Origin of the sequence: Fretibacter rubidus (assembly GCF_041429785.1) — a bacterium.
Classification (GTDB): Bacteria; Pseudomonadota; Alphaproteobacteria; order Caulobacterales; family Maricaulaceae; genus Fretibacter; species Fretibacter rubidus.
On the sequence record NZ_CP163423.1, the window covers coordinates 559,419 to 573,556 of the forward strand.

The window sequence follows — 14,138 nt, forward strand, 5'->3', positions numbered from 1 at the left end:
CGCTCATGACGTCCAGGTCCACATCTGCGCCGTTGTTTGAAATTGAAAAAGATTTCCAATTTGAAGCTGCCCATTATTTCGGTCACTCCGATGCCAATGATTTATTCAAACAAGTCCACGGTCATAGCTTTCGCGGGACAGTGACCATCATTGGCGACCCCCAAGATGACAAAGGCTGGATTCGCGACCTTTGGAAAATTGAACAAATTGTCAAAGAAGCCGTGGCCCCGCTGGACCATGCGCTGCTCAACGACGTCGAAGGTCTATCCGCGCCAGCGCTAGAGCAAATCGCGCAGTGGATTTTTGACCGTCTTGCGCCGCGTTTGCCTGGCCTGTCATGTGTTGAGGTGGGACGCCCGAGTTGCGGTGAGCGCGCGCGTTACCGGGCCGCTTCATGAGCGTTCACGCCGTTTTAATTACGGGCGCAGGGGCACGCGTCGGCAAAACCTTAGCCAGAGGCCTCGCGAGTGATGGTCATGCGGTGGCCGTGCATTATAACCGCTCCAGCGACGGCGCAGAGGCCTTGGTGCAAGAGATTAAAGACGCGGGCGGGCAGGCGGCAGTCGTACAAGCCAATTTATTTGTGCCCCAAGACTTAGACACGTTAGTTGACCGTGCAGCAGAGGCGTTGGGGCGTCCGCTAACGGGTCTGATTAATAACGCGTCTACATTCGCTGATGATAGCGTGCGCGACATGACCCGCGCCAACTATGATTATCATATGGATATCAATTTGCGTGCGCCGCTATTGCTATCAGGGCAGCTTGCCCAGCAAATGGTGGATGGGGCAGACGGCTTTATCATTAATATGATTGACCAACGCGTCCTGAAACCTAATCCCACATTCTTTAGCTACAGCGTGGCTAAATCGGCTTTGCATTTTGCGACCAAAACGCTGGCCCAAGATTTGGCTCCGCATATTCGCGTCAATGCTGTTGGACCAGGGCCGTCACTCGCCTCTGTCCATCAAAACGAAGCGGTATTTCGGGCCGAAGTTGCGGCGACATTATTACAGCGCGGCTCTCCGCCCGAAGACTTACTGGCAGCGGTGCGTTACCTTATTTCTGCGCGCGCAGTGACGGGGCAGATGATTGCTGTGGACGGGGGGCAGCACCTGACATGGCAAACGCCTGATTTGATGGTCGGTGAAAAGGATATGGGGGATGGCAATGATTAAGCGGCTTAAAGGCGGGCGAATGAAAATGCGCCAACCCTCTATGCGTATCTTCGTCGAAGGTCTGCTGATACAGGCTTCTATTGGTGTGCATCCGCATGAGCATGAAAGCACACAGCCGATTATCATCGATATTGAGCTCGACATGGGCCCTATGGCTGCGCCAACGCTGGACCGTTTACACGAGACACTTGATTACGGTGTGGTCGCGCAAAAGGCCGAGGACATCGCGCTAGAAGCCCATGTGCAATTGGTCGAAACCTTGGCCGAACGCATCGCAAGCTGGGCGCTTGAGACCGACAAACGTGTGCAAGCGGCGCGTGTTAAAATTTCTAAACCACAAGCCCTTTTAAAAGCCGAAGCCGCAGGCGTCGAGATTGTGCGTTACCGTTAGAGTTTTGTGCCTGTTTCTTAAAAGAGTGTTGCGCGCGGTTTAATCAGTTTTTTATCATCTTCCTTTACACACCTTCTAAAAGATAAATGGGTGTGTGATGACAGATATTAGCGTGACGCTGGGGTCTAAGGACCGGCAAAAGCAATCGGCTCTGGCCATGATTTCAGTATTTACGCTGGCAATCTTACTGAGCGCCGTATTGCTGTTTTCTGTGCAACCGATGTTCACCAAGCTGGTTTTGCCGCTCCTAGGTGGGTCGTCCAATGTTTGGAATACCGCCATGGTATTCTTTCAGGCGGTGTTACTGCTGGGTTATATCTATGCGCATGTTATTACCAAATATCTGCCGCTAAAGGCGCAGATTATCATACATATGGCGGTGTTGGGGCTGGGCTGTTTCTTTCTGCCGTTATCCATTGCCCAAGGTTGGACCCCGCCTGACGGGGGCGCACAGTCGCTTTGGTTAATCGGTCTGTTTGGGATATCCGTAGGCGCACCATTTTTTGCCATTTCCGCCAATGCACCGCTTTTGCAACGGTGGTTTAGCCGCGTCGATCATAAAGATGCCCAAGACCCCTATTTCCTCTATGCCGCCAGCAATGCGGGCAGCTTACTCTCGTTACTCCTCTATCCGATTGTCTTTGAACCCGCCTTGCGCGTGGGCGAACAAACGGCCCTCTGGGCGGTGGGATACGGACTTTTGATGGTCATTATTGTGGGGGCGGGCATCACGGCCTTTCGTAACCAAGCGACAGTGACCTCACAAACCACAGAGCAAGAAACAAGCCGTGGTGTGGTGACAATTAATCGACGCCTATTCTGGATATTCTTGGCCTTTATACCGTCCAGCCTGATGCTCGGCGTGACCAGCCATATGACCAATAACATTGCTTCGACCCCGTTTTTGTGGGTCATGCCCTTGGCGCTTTATTTGCTCACCTTTGTGATCGCCTTTGCCAAAAACCCGCCGATTGGGTCAAAGCATTTGGGATATGTTGCCGCATTCGCGATTATGGCGTCTTTATTTTTCGGGTTTTATTATAAAGCCAATGTGTTGCTCTCTATCGGGGTCAGCCTCTCCGCCTATTTCATTATCTCACTGGCTTGTCATTCACGCCTTGTAGAGGATCGCCCCAATACCTCACATCTAACCGAGTTCTATATCTGGATGTCTGTCGGCGGTGTTTTGGGCGGCATGTTTAACGCGCTACTGGCGCCTGTCGTATTTAACGGGATTTATGAATATCTCATCGTTTTAATCTTGTCCTATTTAGTCGTGCTGCGTGTTTCTAAAATCGAGTCTGTTTCCTTCTCGCTTAAAGGCAAATTACTCGCGCTTACTTTGGGGACGGCTGTTATTGCATTGGTTTTAACGGTAATAGGCCAGCCTGCCAAAGTCGCTATCATCGCGGCGGGGTGCGCCTTTTTCTTTGGTCTGCGGATGCTCACTCAAGCCTCGCCCCGTGTGTTGGTCATGGATATATCGCTCGTCTTTGGCTTGGCTCTGCTGTTGCCAGGTCTGGCGTTGCCAAAGCTATTCCAAGACCGCTCTTTCTTTAGTCTGTTAACGGTCAAGGCCGAGGCGTCCGAGTACGGTACCGTGCATAAATTTATCCACGGCGACACGGTGCATAATTATCAATTACAAGACGACGGCCTGTCCACCGTGCCGCTGGCTTATTACGCGGCGGATAATAGCTTTGATATCGGTATGCAATTTGCGCGGAGTTTAACCCCGCAGGGTGATTTATCGGTTGCCATGATTGGGCTGGGCGCTGGGGCAATGGCCTGTTACGAGCGTCCAACGGATAATTGGACATATTACGAAATTGACCAAGCCGTTGTCGATATGGCGCGTAACCCAAAATATTTTAGTTATATTCAAGATTGCTCTTATGGCTCTGATATTGTCACGGGGGATGCCCGTTTAAAAATCGGAGACCTTGCGCCCAAATCCCAAGATTACATTGTCGTGGATGCGTTTTCGTCTAATTCAATTCCAGCGCATTTGGTGACACGCGAAGCCTTCGCACTCTACCGCTCTCGGTTAAAAGACACGGGTGTTGTGTTCTTTCATACATCTAACCGTATGCTGGATGTCGACAGCCTCGTCATCCGTTTGGCCGAAGACGCAGGCCTAAGCGCGCGGCACTTTTTCAAAAATGATTTTGACGGTGAACCCTATCAGGATTTTCAATCAACAAGTTCTGCCGTGATGATTGGCACAGAGGCGCAGATGTCCGCGCTTAGTAACTTTGATGCCCGCTGGACGGTCATGACGCCAAGCGAAGACGTCGCTTTATGGTCCGATGATTATTCCAATGTCGTTGCCACCATGCGCGCGAAAAGCCGCTTAAAGGCTGAAAAAGCTGCGAGGGAAGCTGCCGTCACGGCCACGCAAAAATAGGGATTGCGAGGCTCATAACCGCAGTTTAGTCTCTATGAATGAGCTTTAAAAATTCAAATAATGTGCTGGGCGATCCGCTTGTCCCGTGTAGTTTTGACCCGCTAACAGGATATTACCGTGACGGCTGTTGCGAAACGGGTCCAACGGATGCAGGGCGGCATATTGTTTGCGCTGTTATGACGGACGCCTTTTTGAAATTCTCCCAAGCGGTTGGCAATGACCTGTCCACGCCGCGACCTGAATACCGCTTTGCGGGACTAAATCCTGGCGACCGCTGGTGTCTATGCCTTGACCGTTGGCGCCAAGCCCACGCAGCAGGGGCTGCGCCCAATGTGGTACTAGAGTCTACTCACGAAATTGCATTGGAACGTGTGCCGCTAGAGACGCTGCGCGAGTTTGCGGTTTAACGTCTTTGGCCCGCCGCGTTAGCAGCAGGCCAATGACACGCCCCGTGTCGGGGATAAGCGATACGTGTTTGCCTTGGCCTCTGTTATTCATGAGGAGAGCCATTGGCCTATGCGCCCCGTGCATATCATCACATCGCGTTCCCAATCACAGATTAACACAACGCGCACGGTTAAATCTGTGACTCCCGTCACGGTCAGGTGAAATTACTTTAATTATTTTACGCGTAAGCAAAAATCAGGGTAACACGACTTATGGCTGACGACTTTATACACTTTCCATCAACAATAAGCGGTAGCGCAATTATACGCGAGCATATCCGTGTGCGTGATTACGGCGCTAAAGAAACGATTATCATCGAAAAAGACGACAGTGCTCAAGTCTATTTTATCCTGTCGGGCAAGGTCAAAGTGACCTCGTTTCATACCAATGGCAAGGAGGTCTGGCACGCCGCCCTGTCAGAGGGTTATACATTCGGCGAAATGGCTGCGATAAGCGGTGCCAGCCGCAGCGCGAGTGTGGTGACGCTCGCCCCGTCCCGTATCGGTATCTTACCCCAAGCGCATTTCCTAGCAGCGCTAGAGGCTGAACCAGGGCTTGCGCTCTATTTCCTCAAAGACATGGTCGCGCGGCTACAAACGACGACGCTTTATTCTAATGAACGCATCGCGCTGGATATTCCCGCGCGTATTTGCGCCGAGCTGCTCCGCCAAGCGAGTGAAAAACCAAACGCAGACGGTGGCTATCCCGTCGCACGTGACCTGACCGTCACAGCGCTGGCGGAGCGCATCAACGCGAAACGCGAAACCGTCTCGCGCCACATCTCGACGCTCATTGAGGCGGGTAGTGTGAAGAAAAAAGGACGGCAATTTATTGTGCTGGATAAAGCCGCGCTGGAGGCGAGGTCGGAGGGGTAACGTCTTTGCTTGAAATAAGCCCGTCCCTCTAATGAATAACGAGTATTATTGGCGGCGGGAGCGGTCGCGGCGTCCTCTCCCTTGCCCTCTGCTTCCTCTGGCTTCAGCCCCATGTCGCGCCCGATTGAAGTCAGCGCTCACAGTTCCGTAAAGGCACCGGGCTACAAAAGGGTAGCTGTCGGTGATAAAGTAAACATAGCGCCCCTCCAAAAAGCCGCCATTACATTCATCTAATCGGTCCTCGCCGCCAGTAAATACATAATCCTCGTTATATGTCCCGTCATAGCGCCCACCGGGGCCAGATGGGCGCTCTCCTGTTTTTAAATCCCAACCTGATTGCATTTTTGCTCCAAGGTAGTGAATTTCAAATCCATCCCCCGCATAACCGATGAGGCTATTGTGATCTGTTGCCAAACTTTCAGCGATGCCGTGATAGTGATACAGCCCGCCCCGACCAACATGCGCATTATTAAAGTCTAAGCCTAACTTTCCTGGTGCCCCGTGAATGTCCAGACTCCAATTGCGGTCTCCATTCGGACTGTGGCCACGCCGCGCATCGGCATCCCAAAAACCTGCTGTATTTGGGCGGAATTGCACGCCATTTAACGCGATGCCAACAGTGCCTCGAATTGGCGTGAGGGTCTCTTGTTTTTGCGGCACTAAGGGTACGCACACATTCACATTTTGTTTTTCAATGGCGTTGGGATTACCTCGATTAGGAAACTGTCCTGTTGGGTGGTTGGGTAAGCCGTTAGCCTGAAAGCATCTTTGCGTATCCGTGATCGTCATCTGTGCTTCACTATGATGGTGATGACCTGATGTTTCATCGGCAAAGGCAATCGATACGGGAGGGACAAACAAACACGCTAAAAGTACATGTGTTATGTTTTTGATTGTATTGACAGGCGATTGATTGTCGGGGCGTTTGTTGAACATGGGCATGATGCTTTCTATAACGGTTACATATTGTAAACGACACAGCCGTAAAAATCCTTCGGGGAAATTTCAAAATTGCCTTAGCCCTAGCGTCACTCGCTTAGACCCCCTACCTTAAGTCTGTGCAGACACCTGATTCCCATAACCCTGATTTGACGGCGCCCGATAGCGGCGAGGCGAAGCCCCTACGCGGAAATAAGGTGATTGCGGATTACGTGAAACGCTTGCCTGGGCGGCCCGGGGTTTACCGCATGTTTGATGAGCACGGGGCCGTGCTTTATGTGGGCAAGGCCAAAGATTTAAAAAAACGCGTATCGGCCTATACGCAATATTACCGCCATCCTGTGCGCCTGCAGCGTATGATCCGCGCGACCCGGACGATGGAATTTGTCGTGACCGAGACCGAGACCGAGGCGTTACTGCTGGAGGCATCGCTGATTAAGCGGCTTAAACCGCGCTATAATATCTTGCTGCGGGATGATAAAAGCTTTCCCTATATCCTTGTGCGCAAAGACCATCCCGCCGCCCAAGTGACCAAACACCGTGGGGCGCGCAATATTAAAGGCGATTATTACGGCCCCTTTGCCAGTGCAGGTGCAGTGAACCGGACGCTAGACACTTTGCAACGCGCGTTTCGCCTTCGCAATTGCTCCGATAGTATTTACGCGAGCCGCACACGCCCCTGTATGCAGCACCAGATTAAACGCTGCGCCGCGCCGTGCACGGGTGAAATATCTATTCCTGATTATAATGAGTTGATTGATGAGGCGCAGGATTTTTTGCGCGGACGGTCGGATAAGTTGCGCGTCAAGCTGACGGACCAAATGCAAGCTGCCAGTCAGGCGATGAATTTTGAAAAAGCGGCCGAGCTCCGTGACCGTATCCGCGCCCTGACCTATGTCAGCGGCTCTGGTAGCACGATTAACCCCAGCACATTTTCCGATGGTGACGTGATTGGAATTTATAGCGCGGGCGGGCAAAGCTGTATTCAAGTGTTCTTTTTCCGCGCGGGTCAAAACTGGGGCAATCACAGCTTCTTCCCGCGTCACGGCAAGGATGAGCTGCCTGCGCAAATTATGGATGCCTTTATTGCGCAATTTTACACTAATAAACCCATCCCGAAATATGTCTTCACATCAGAAGATGTCCCGAGCAAAGACCTCTTAGAACAAGCTTTATCAGAAAGCGCTGGCCGCAAGATTGAGGTGACCGCCCCCAAACGCGGCGAGAAAAAACTGCTGATTGACCGGGCCGTGAAAAATGCTGAAGAGGCACTCGCGCGCAAACAGGCCGAAAGCGCCAGCCAAGCCAAGTTGATGGCGGGGCTACAAGACACATTTGATATGGACGCGCCGCCAGAGCGCATAGAGGTCTATGATAACAGCCATATCCAAGGCACCAATGCCATTGGGGCGTTCATTGTCGCGGGCCCTGACGGCTTTACGAAACGCGATTACCGCACTTTTAATATCAAGGATTTAGACACCGCGCCTGGTGATGATTACGCCATGATGCGCGAAGTCTTTCGGCGGCGGTTCTCTCGCCTGATGAAAGATGATAGCCTAGCCTGGCCTGATTTGGTGTTAATCGACGGTGGCAAAGGGCAGCTATCTGTGGTGACGGATACGCTTTTAGAGATTGGGGCGCTGGACCGCGTCACACTCGTTGGTATTGCCAAGGGCCCCGACAGAAATGCGGGACGAGAGACGTTTTACATGAACGGGCGCGCGGATTTCACCCTGCCGCCGCGCACGCCTGTGCTGTATTATTTGCAACGCCTACGCGACGAAGCCCACAGATTTGCGATTGGCACACATCGCGCGCGCCGTAAAAAACAGATGAAGTCAAACCCGCTTGATGGTATTGCAGGAGTGGGGCCGGGGCGTAAACGGGCTCTGCTCGCCCGATTTGGGTCGGCCAAGGCTGTCAAATCCGCCTCGCGCGGGGAGCTTGCAAGTGTAGAGGGGGTCAGCGAAACACTGGCCAATGTGATTTATGAATATTTCCACGAATGAGGTTGGCACGAATAGGGCTGGCATGAATGAGTCTAGCGATACGTCTGACATGACACCGTCAAAAATGGGTGGAGCCTTTGCGGATGGTCTGACCCTTATCCGTTTTCTGCTGACCCCGATTGTTATGTTTGTAATTATCAAAATGGGATGGCCCGACCTTGCGCCAGCTGTCCTGGCAACCAGTTTGTTTATCGTCGCTGCCGTCACAGACTTCCTAGATGATATTATTGGGGGATCGAAAAAGTCAGTTCACCGCCAGTTTGGTTGGTTTGACGATATTGCCGATCTCGTGCTGATCATCGGCACGCTTATCGCGCTGGCGTGTGTGATAAATGAAGCGGGCCTGATGGGTTGGGCTTTTGCAGTGCCCGTTGTAGTGCTTATTGCGCGCGAAGTGATTGTGGGACTTGTAAAGGGCTATGAGTTTTCCCGCTACGGCTGGCCATCAACCAAATGGTTGTCTCTCAAAAATACGCTTACTTTTATCGCTGTTTGTACACTATTGGCCTCGCCGTGGATTACGGCATGGCTCAACAGTCTGACGACCGCGGATGCGGATTTGATGGCCGTTTACGGATCTAATTCTGCGGGTGTCTGGATGTTCGCCCAAGGGATGCTTTGGATTGCGGCTATTATATCTGTCCTGACAGGCATTAAGCTATTGCGCATGCCTAAAAACAAGACAGCATAATATGACCACAGAGCCCACTCGCCATGCCCTTTATTGGGTGCCGAATGCACTAACGCTCGGCCGTATTGCCTCTATTCCCGTTTTAATCGCAGGTGTGTTGTTGATGGGCGAGGGCAGTCTTAGCGGCTTTGGCAAACCTCTTTTTGTTATTGGCTTGTTTGTTTTGGCAATGATTACAGATTTTCTGGACGGATTTCTCGCCCGGCGGTGGGGGCTGGTATCCGATTTTGGGCGTATGATTGATCCGATTGCGGATAAGCTATTGGTTGCGGCTGTGCTTATCGCGCTTTGTATCGTGACAGAAGGCACATGGGTTTTGATGGTGCCCGCCATGGCGATTATCGGACGTGATATTTTGGTCTCAGGTGCGCGCGAACACGCCGCGCTGTCGGGTCGTGTCATGCCGCCGACAAAGCTCGCGAAATATAAAACAGCCTGTGAAATGCTGGGCCTTTTGGTGTTGCTGGTCTGGTTATCCAGCCGTGCATTACTGCCCGTTGATAGCTTTATCCCCGCCCTTGTGGAATATAGCGGCATAATTGGCCTGACCCTGATATGGATAGCGGCCATTCTGTCTGTCTATACAGGGTCGCTTTATTTGCGCGCAGCCTTGGCAAAAGTCGCGGATAGCTAAAGCGCAATTTTACCTCGTACCAGCGCGTCGTAATCTGCGGCCAATGTTTTCGTGATGTCACCCACTGTGTAATCTTGTCCCGCAATTTCGCGAACTGGGGTAATCTCGGCCGCTGTCCCGACAATAAAACACTCAGTGAAATGCGGCATCTCTGTGGGATATATATCGCGTTTATAGACTGTGTAGCCGCGCTTGGCGGCGAGTTTGATGACCGTGTCATGGGTGATGCCGTCTAGCAAAATATCATTCGTCGGCGTGTGAATTTCCCCGTCACGGATAAAGAAAATATGTGCGCCCGTGCATTCAGCGACGCGGCCTTTGTAATCATACATCAATGCATCATCATATCCCGCAGCAGAGGCGGAGTCTTTGGATAATGTACAAATCATATACAGGCCTGCGCCTTTGGATTTACAAGGGATTGTATCAGGGGCAGGGCGCTTCCATTTGGAAATGGTCAGGCGGATGCCTTTCATTTTATCAGGGAAATAATTGCCCCAATGCCACGCTGCGACGCCCAAATGGATACGGTTGTTCTTTGACGCAACACCCATCATGTCCGATCCGCGCCACGCAAAGGGGCGAAGATAGGCATCGCCGAGTTCTGTCTTGGCCAGCGTTTCGCGGCAGGCCTCATCAATTTGGTCGCGCGTAAACGGAATTTCAAACCCCATAAATTCAGCTGAATTGACGAGGCGCTGGCTATGGTCTGTCAGGCGAAATATTTCGCCCTCATAGGCACGGTTGCCTTCAAACACAGCAGAGCCGTAATGAAGCGAGTGTGTCAGCACGTGAACTTTCGCCTCGCGCCAATCGACAAATTCGCCGTCAATCCAAATCTGACCATCGCGGTCGTGATAGGCTTTTTCAATCATGATGTTTCTCGCGTTTAACGGCAGAGCTTGCCGCATGCCTCTTTTCAGGCCATTGTTGCAAAATGGCATTTTATGTCAACGCAACAATGCGTATTCGCGCTTATTAAATAACTTTGAGAAACCAAAATGGCCCAAACCATCGGACAGAGCAGCGATATAATGGATCATCAAGATATTCACCTGCTAGTCGTGGATGATGATGACCGCATCAGAAGCTTACTGCGCAGCTATCTCGGCAAGCGCGGCTTTCGTGTCTCGACCGTCGGCAATACAACCGAAGCGCGGCAATTAATGGGCACATTAGCCTTTGATTTGCTTATCGTTGACGTGATGATGCCGGGCGAAACAGGTTTTGAATTTACCCGGACCTTGCGCGAAAGCGACGATATTCCTGTGATATTGCTAACCGCGCGGGGAGAAGCGGATGACCGTATCGAGGGTCTGAAGACGGGTGCGGATGATTACTTGCCAAAGCCGTTTGAACCAGAAGAGCTTGTCCTGCGCATTGATGCCATTTTTCGCCGTATCGGCACGACGGCTCCCGCCTCTCAAGTTAGCTTTGGGCCTTATATATTTGATTTGGACCGCCAACTGCTGGCCAAGAATGGGGATCGCGTCAAGCTGACCACAGGCGAAGAAGTGATGCTGACAATGCTCGCGCGCCGCGCTGGGGTTGCCGTCTCTCGCCATGCATTATCAGAGACGATAAATGCGCAATCCGAACGCGCCGTTGATGTGCAGATGACGCGCCTTCGCCGTAAAATCGAAGATACCCCATCAGAGCCGGATTACCTTTTGACTGTGCGGGGGCAGGGCTACCGCCTCGTCACTGATAGTCCAGACGCTTAAGCCGTCATGAGCAAGCGCGCGACCTTAGTCCCCAACGGCCTTAGCCCGCAGATAAAGCGGATTTTGCCCAAAAGCCTGTTCGGACGCGCGATACTTATTATCATTTTGCCGATCGCGGTGATGCAAATCGCGGTCGCCTATTTTTTCTTTAACGCCCATTGGGACACAGTCACAGCTAGCTTATCAGACAGCGTTGCCGCCGATGTATCCGTCGCAGTAGAGCTTTATAAACAGTCGCCAGGGGCGGAACGAGCCGAGCGGCTGGATAATATGTTGCGCCCAAACATGGAACTAGCTGTCGCGCTGGAAATGGGTGAGAGCCTACCGACAAGCCAACGCGCGAGTTTTTTTAGCGCGCTGGATAAAACGCTGCGCCGCGCGCTGAACCAAAGCCTGACTGACCCGTTTTGGTTTGATACGACACGCTATCCCAACCACATCGATATTCGTGTCCAGGTGGATGATGATGTGCTTCGGTTTATCGCCGCCCGTGAACGTGTATTTGCCCCGACAGGCTTTGTTTTTATCTTTTGGCTATTGACCGCAACTGTGCTTTTGACCTTGGTCTCGATAATATTTATTCGCAACCAAGCGCGCCCGATTAAAGAATTATCCGAAGCGGCGGACAGGTTTGGGCGCGGGCAAAATATTTCAGGGTTTAAACCCAGCGGGGCATCAGAAGTACGATTGGCGGGGCAGTCCTTTTTAAAAATGCGCCGCCGTATTTCCCGCCATATTGATCAACGGACTGTATTTTTGGCCGGTGTTTCCCATGATCTACGTACACCGCTCACACGTCTTAAACTACATTTGGCATTACAAGACGTAAATGAGGAAACTGACGCCGCCAAGCGCGACGTCAAAGACATGGAAAATATGCTTGATGGTTATTTAGATTTTGCGCGCGGCTTGACGGGTGAGAGTGCGGTGCAAACATCGCTTGAGCCATATTTAAAAGGACTTGTTGAAAAATACACACCCGCGCCGCGCCTCTCCATTCTGGGTGATCCCGTCGCCGCCATCAAGCCTGTAGCGCTAGAGCGCGCAATCGCAAATTTAATTAGTAACGCACAGAAATTTGGCGATAAGTGCCGCGTTAGTGCAGAGGCCGCAGACCAAAATGTATTGATAAGGGTTGAAGATGACGGCCCCGGTATCTCTGATGACAATTATGTCGAAGCCCTAAAGCCGTTCAGCCGCCTTGATCCCGCGCGCAATCAAAATATCGAAGGCGTGGGGCTGGGCTTGTCTATTACGCGCGATATTATCCAAAGTCACGGCGGGTCGCTGCGTCTGTCTCGATCTGACATGGGCGGACTTTGCGCAACGATTATCCTGCCAGTTTAGGCGCTATTTTTCGGCGAGTTCTTTCGCGCGTTTTAAGGCCGCTTTGACCGTTTCGCGCATGATAGGCGGCAGTTCTGGCATCAGCACATCAAGTGCAGCTTGGGTTGTGCCGCCCGGCGATGTTACGGCTTGGCGAAGCTCAGATGCGGATAGGCTAGAACGGTCCAGAAGCGCCCCCGCGCCAACAATCGTCTGGCGCGCAAAATCGCCCGCGATAGTTTCGGGCAATCCAATTTTAATCGCGGCGGCTTCTAAGGCTTCGACCATGTGAAAGACATAGGCGGGGCCAGATCCCGATACAGCCGTGACAACATCAATCAGGTGCTCACTATCCACCGCGTGAACCGTTCCGCCAGCTTTCAAGAGGCGCTCTGCTGTGCGCTGTTGGCGCTCTGATACGCCGTTATCGCAAGTAAACGCTGTGATGCCCGCGCCAATCGCGGCGGGTGTATTGGGCATAGCGCGGATAACGTGTTGGTTAGGGAACGCGCGTCGCAGGCTATCCATGGCTGTGCCGGCTAAAATGGAAATGACCAAGGCGCCTTGCGGTAAATGCGGGGCGATTATGGGGGCAATCTCGGCAAAGCCTTGGGGCTTAATAGCGAGTAAAATTGTTTGCACCTTCGCCAATTTTTTCCCGATATCAGATGCGGTCGCGTCCAAATGCACTGCCCCGCTGGTAATCGCGTTGCGCGCATCATCACCGGGGTGAGGGTCGATAATCATTAAGCGGTCTGCGACAACGCCGCTAACGGGGTCAGCAAGCCAGCCTTTTAATAGTGCGCCGCCCATACGGCCTGCACCAATTACAAGATAATGCTCAACGGTCATTATGTGCTCTATGCTCCTGCGGCTAAATCAACGAGCGCTGCCGTTAGGGCATCTTCGGGGCTTTTGCCTGCCCAAATAACATATTGCGATGCCGGGTACCCGCGTTCTGCCGCGTCGAGTGCAAGCGCGACAAGGTCAAGGGCTTGTTCTGTGCGTAGAGTTGCCCCACCGCGCAGGGATAGCGCGTTGCGGTAAACCAGCGCCATATTTTTATTCCAAAAATCAAAATGCCCCGCGGCAAGACGTTCATTAATCAGGCTCATGAGGCGGCAGATATCGTCTGTGCGACCCCCCGGAATGCGACCTTCAAAGATGAGGAAAAGCTGCACGGCTTCGGTGGATGCATTCCACGTCAGCGAAATATCATGATCTGTCCAATGGCCGGGCACCGATAGGTGGATTTCCTGCTCATTGACCCTCTCAAAATCATAATGCTCGGCGAGGGCGATACGCTCAAACACATCCAGCGGGTTGGCCCGCATGGCATTTGATGTATGTAGCCCGGGATTGGGTCTTACGCAGCGTGTATCTGCAATATTCATCGCTATCCCACCGATTCTTATTTTATTCTTGATATAAGGCTACGAAATCAGGACGTAATTACAAGATATAGTGTGAAACCGCCTTGTGTATAACTAGGTTTAGAGCGTTTTAGCTGTGGAT

15 protein-coding genes are annotated in these 14,138 nt (G+C 52.1%); 11 read left to right on the forward strand and 4 right to left on the reverse strand.

All coding sequences use genetic code 11. From position 1 onward, the window contains the following. Positions 1-5 precede the first annotated feature (5 nt). The 6 genes from AB6B37_RS02630 to AB6B37_RS02655 all read left to right on the forward strand — a co-directional run bounded on the left by AB6B37_RS02630 (position 6) and on the right by AB6B37_RS02655 (position 5,297). On the forward strand, positions 6-398 hold the full coding sequence (locus AB6B37_RS02630) for a 6-pyruvoyl tetrahydropterin synthase family protein (RefSeq protein WP_371397347.1): 393 nt from the start codon (positions 6-8) through the stop codon (positions 396-398). Next, complete coding sequence (locus tag AB6B37_RS02635; RefSeq protein ID WP_371397348.1) at positions 395-1,177, forward strand: SDR family oxidoreductase; 783 nt, start codon at positions 395-397, stop codon at positions 1,175-1,177. The genes AB6B37_RS02630 and AB6B37_RS02635 overlap by 4 nt, the downstream gene beginning before the upstream one ends. Then, complete coding sequence (folB, locus tag AB6B37_RS02640; RefSeq protein WP_371397350.1) at positions 1,164-1,568, forward strand: dihydroneopterin aldolase; 405 nt, start codon at positions 1,164-1,166, stop codon at positions 1,566-1,568. The genes AB6B37_RS02635 and folB overlap by 14 nt, the downstream gene beginning before the upstream one ends. A 97-nt stretch (positions 1,569-1,665) precedes the next feature. Continuing rightward, positions 1,666-3,975 carry a spermidine synthase gene (locus AB6B37_RS02645; RefSeq protein ID WP_371397352.1) on the forward strand — a complete coding sequence of 770 codons (2,310 nt, stop codon included), beginning with the start codon at positions 1,666-1,668 and terminating at the stop codon, positions 3,973-3,975. 38 nt (positions 3,976-4,013) lie between these two features. After that, positions 4,014-4,382 carry a DUF2237 family protein gene (locus tag AB6B37_RS02650; RefSeq protein ID WP_371397354.1) on the forward strand — a complete coding sequence of 123 codons (369 nt, stop codon included), beginning with the start codon at positions 4,014-4,016 and terminating at the stop codon, positions 4,380-4,382. Positions 4,383-4,634: 252 nt separating this feature from the next. Continuing rightward, positions 4,635-5,297 (forward strand): Crp/Fnr family transcriptional regulator, encoded by a 663-nt coding sequence (locus AB6B37_RS02655; RefSeq protein ID WP_371397355.1) that lies wholly within the window; start codon positions 4,635-4,637, stop codon positions 5,295-5,297. 45 nt (positions 5,298-5,342) lie between these two features. On the opposite strand, the gene AB6B37_RS02660 is transcribed toward AB6B37_RS02655, so the two are convergent. Then, the gene (locus AB6B37_RS02660) at positions 5,343-6,239 is read right to left on the reverse strand and encodes a YHYH protein (RefSeq protein ID WP_371397356.1); all 897 of its coding nucleotides are present in this window, start codon (positions 6,237-6,239) and stop codon (positions 5,343-5,345) included. Between the two features lie 116 nt (positions 6,240-6,355). On the opposite strand from AB6B37_RS02660, the gene uvrC reads away from it, so the two are divergent. From uvrC to pgsA, 3 genes are read left to right on the forward strand one after another with little or no spacing between them, the layout of a single operon-like run. Then, a complete protein-coding gene (gene uvrC, locus AB6B37_RS02665; RefSeq protein WP_371397357.1) occupies positions 6,356-8,248 on the forward strand; it encodes an excinuclease ABC subunit UvrC in 1,893 nt (630 codons plus the stop codon). Positions 8,249-8,270: 22 nt separating this feature from the next. Next, complete coding sequence (locus AB6B37_RS02670) at positions 8,271-8,939, forward strand: CDP-alcohol phosphatidyltransferase family protein (RefSeq protein WP_371397359.1); 669 nt, start codon at positions 8,271-8,273, stop codon at positions 8,937-8,939. Between the two features lies 1 nt (position 8,940). Continuing rightward, entirely contained in the window at positions 8,941-9,573 is a 633-nt protein-coding gene (gene pgsA / locus AB6B37_RS02675; protein WP_371397361.1) for a CDP-diacylglycerol--glycerol-3-phosphate 3-phosphatidyltransferase, read from the forward strand. On the opposite strand, the gene AB6B37_RS02680 is transcribed toward pgsA, so the two are convergent. Continuing rightward, a complete protein-coding gene (locus AB6B37_RS02680) occupies positions 9,570-10,484 on the reverse strand; it encodes a branched-chain amino acid aminotransferase (protein WP_371397362.1) in 915 nt (304 codons plus the stop codon). The genes pgsA and AB6B37_RS02680 overlap by 4 nt on opposite strands. A 90-nt stretch (positions 10,485-10,574) precedes the next feature. Between AB6B37_RS02680 and AB6B37_RS02685 the strand changes: the two genes are divergently transcribed. Both AB6B37_RS02685 and AB6B37_RS02690 read left to right on the forward strand, forming a co-directional pair. Next, on the forward strand, positions 10,575-11,297 hold the full coding sequence (locus AB6B37_RS02685) for a response regulator (protein WP_371397363.1): 723 nt from the start codon (positions 10,575-10,577) through the stop codon (positions 11,295-11,297). A 6-nt stretch (positions 11,298-11,303) separates the two neighbouring features. Further along, positions 11,304-12,644, forward strand: coding sequence for an ATP-binding protein (locus tag AB6B37_RS02690; RefSeq protein ID WP_371397364.1), 1,341 nt, complete (start codon positions 11,304-11,306; stop codon positions 12,642-12,644). A gap of 3 nt (positions 12,645-12,647) precedes the next feature. Here the strand turns inward: AB6B37_RS02690 and proC are convergent, their stop codons facing one another. Then, positions 12,648-13,475 carry a pyrroline-5-carboxylate reductase gene (gene proC, locus AB6B37_RS02695; RefSeq protein WP_371397365.1) on the reverse strand — a complete coding sequence of 276 codons (828 nt, stop codon included), beginning with the start codon at positions 13,473-13,475 and terminating at the stop codon, positions 12,648-12,650. 8 nt (positions 13,476-13,483) lie between these two features. Then, positions 13,484-14,017: a YbjN domain-containing protein gene (locus tag AB6B37_RS02700; RefSeq protein WP_371397366.1), complete on the reverse strand. Its 534-nt coding sequence runs from the start codon at positions 14,015-14,017 to the stop codon at positions 13,484-13,486. Between the last annotated feature and the right edge of the window lie 121 nt (positions 14,018-14,138).

Bases quoted from the DNA above. Each gene is read 5' to 3' on its own strand.
- AB6B37_RS02660 (WP_371397356.1), bottom strand. From the start codon at position 6,239: ATGCCCATGTTCAACAAACGCCCCGACAATCAATCGCCTGTCAATACA.
- AB6B37_RS02700 (WP_371397366.1), bottom strand. From the start codon at position 14,017: ATGAATATTGCAGATACACGCTGCGTAAGACCCAATCCCGGGCTACAT.
- AB6B37_RS02650 (WP_371397354.1), top strand. From the start codon at position 4,014: ATGAGCTTTAAAAATTCAAATAATGTGCTGGGCGATCCGCTTGTCCCG.
- proC (WP_371397365.1), bottom strand. From the start codon at position 13,475: ATGACCGTTGAGCATTATCTTGTAATTGGTGCAGGCCGTATGGGCGGC.
- AB6B37_RS02670 (WP_371397359.1), top strand. From the start codon at position 8,271: ATGAATGAGTCTAGCGATACGTCTGACATGACACCGTCAAAAATGGGT.
- folB (WP_371397350.1), top strand. From the start codon at position 1,164: ATGGCAATGATTAAGCGGCTTAAAGGCGGGCGAATGAAAATGCGCCAA.
- AB6B37_RS02685 (WP_371397363.1), top strand. From the start codon at position 10,575: ATGGCCCAAACCATCGGACAGAGCAGCGATATAATGGATCATCAAGAT.
- AB6B37_RS02645 (WP_371397352.1), top strand. From the start codon at position 1,666: ATGACAGATATTAGCGTGACGCTGGGGTCTAAGGACCGGCAAAAGCAA.
- AB6B37_RS02680 (WP_371397362.1), bottom strand. From the start codon at position 10,484: ATGCGGCAAGCTCTGCCGTTAAACGCGAGAAACATCATGATTGAAAAA.
- AB6B37_RS02655 (WP_371397355.1), top strand. From the start codon at position 4,635: ATGGCTGACGACTTTATACACTTTCCATCAACAATAAGCGGTAGCGCA.
- AB6B37_RS02635 (WP_371397348.1), top strand. From the start codon at position 395: ATGAGCGTTCACGCCGTTTTAATTACGGGCGCAGGGGCACGCGTCGGC.
- AB6B37_RS02630 (WP_371397347.1), top strand. From the start codon at position 6: ATGACGTCCAGGTCCACATCTGCGCCGTTGTTTGAAATTGAAAAAGAT.
- AB6B37_RS02690 (WP_371397364.1), top strand. From the start codon at position 11,304: ATGAGCAAGCGCGCGACCTTAGTCCCCAACGGCCTTAGCCCGCAGATA.
- pgsA (WP_371397361.1), top strand. From the start codon at position 8,941: ATGACCACAGAGCCCACTCGCCATGCCCTTTATTGGGTGCCGAATGCA.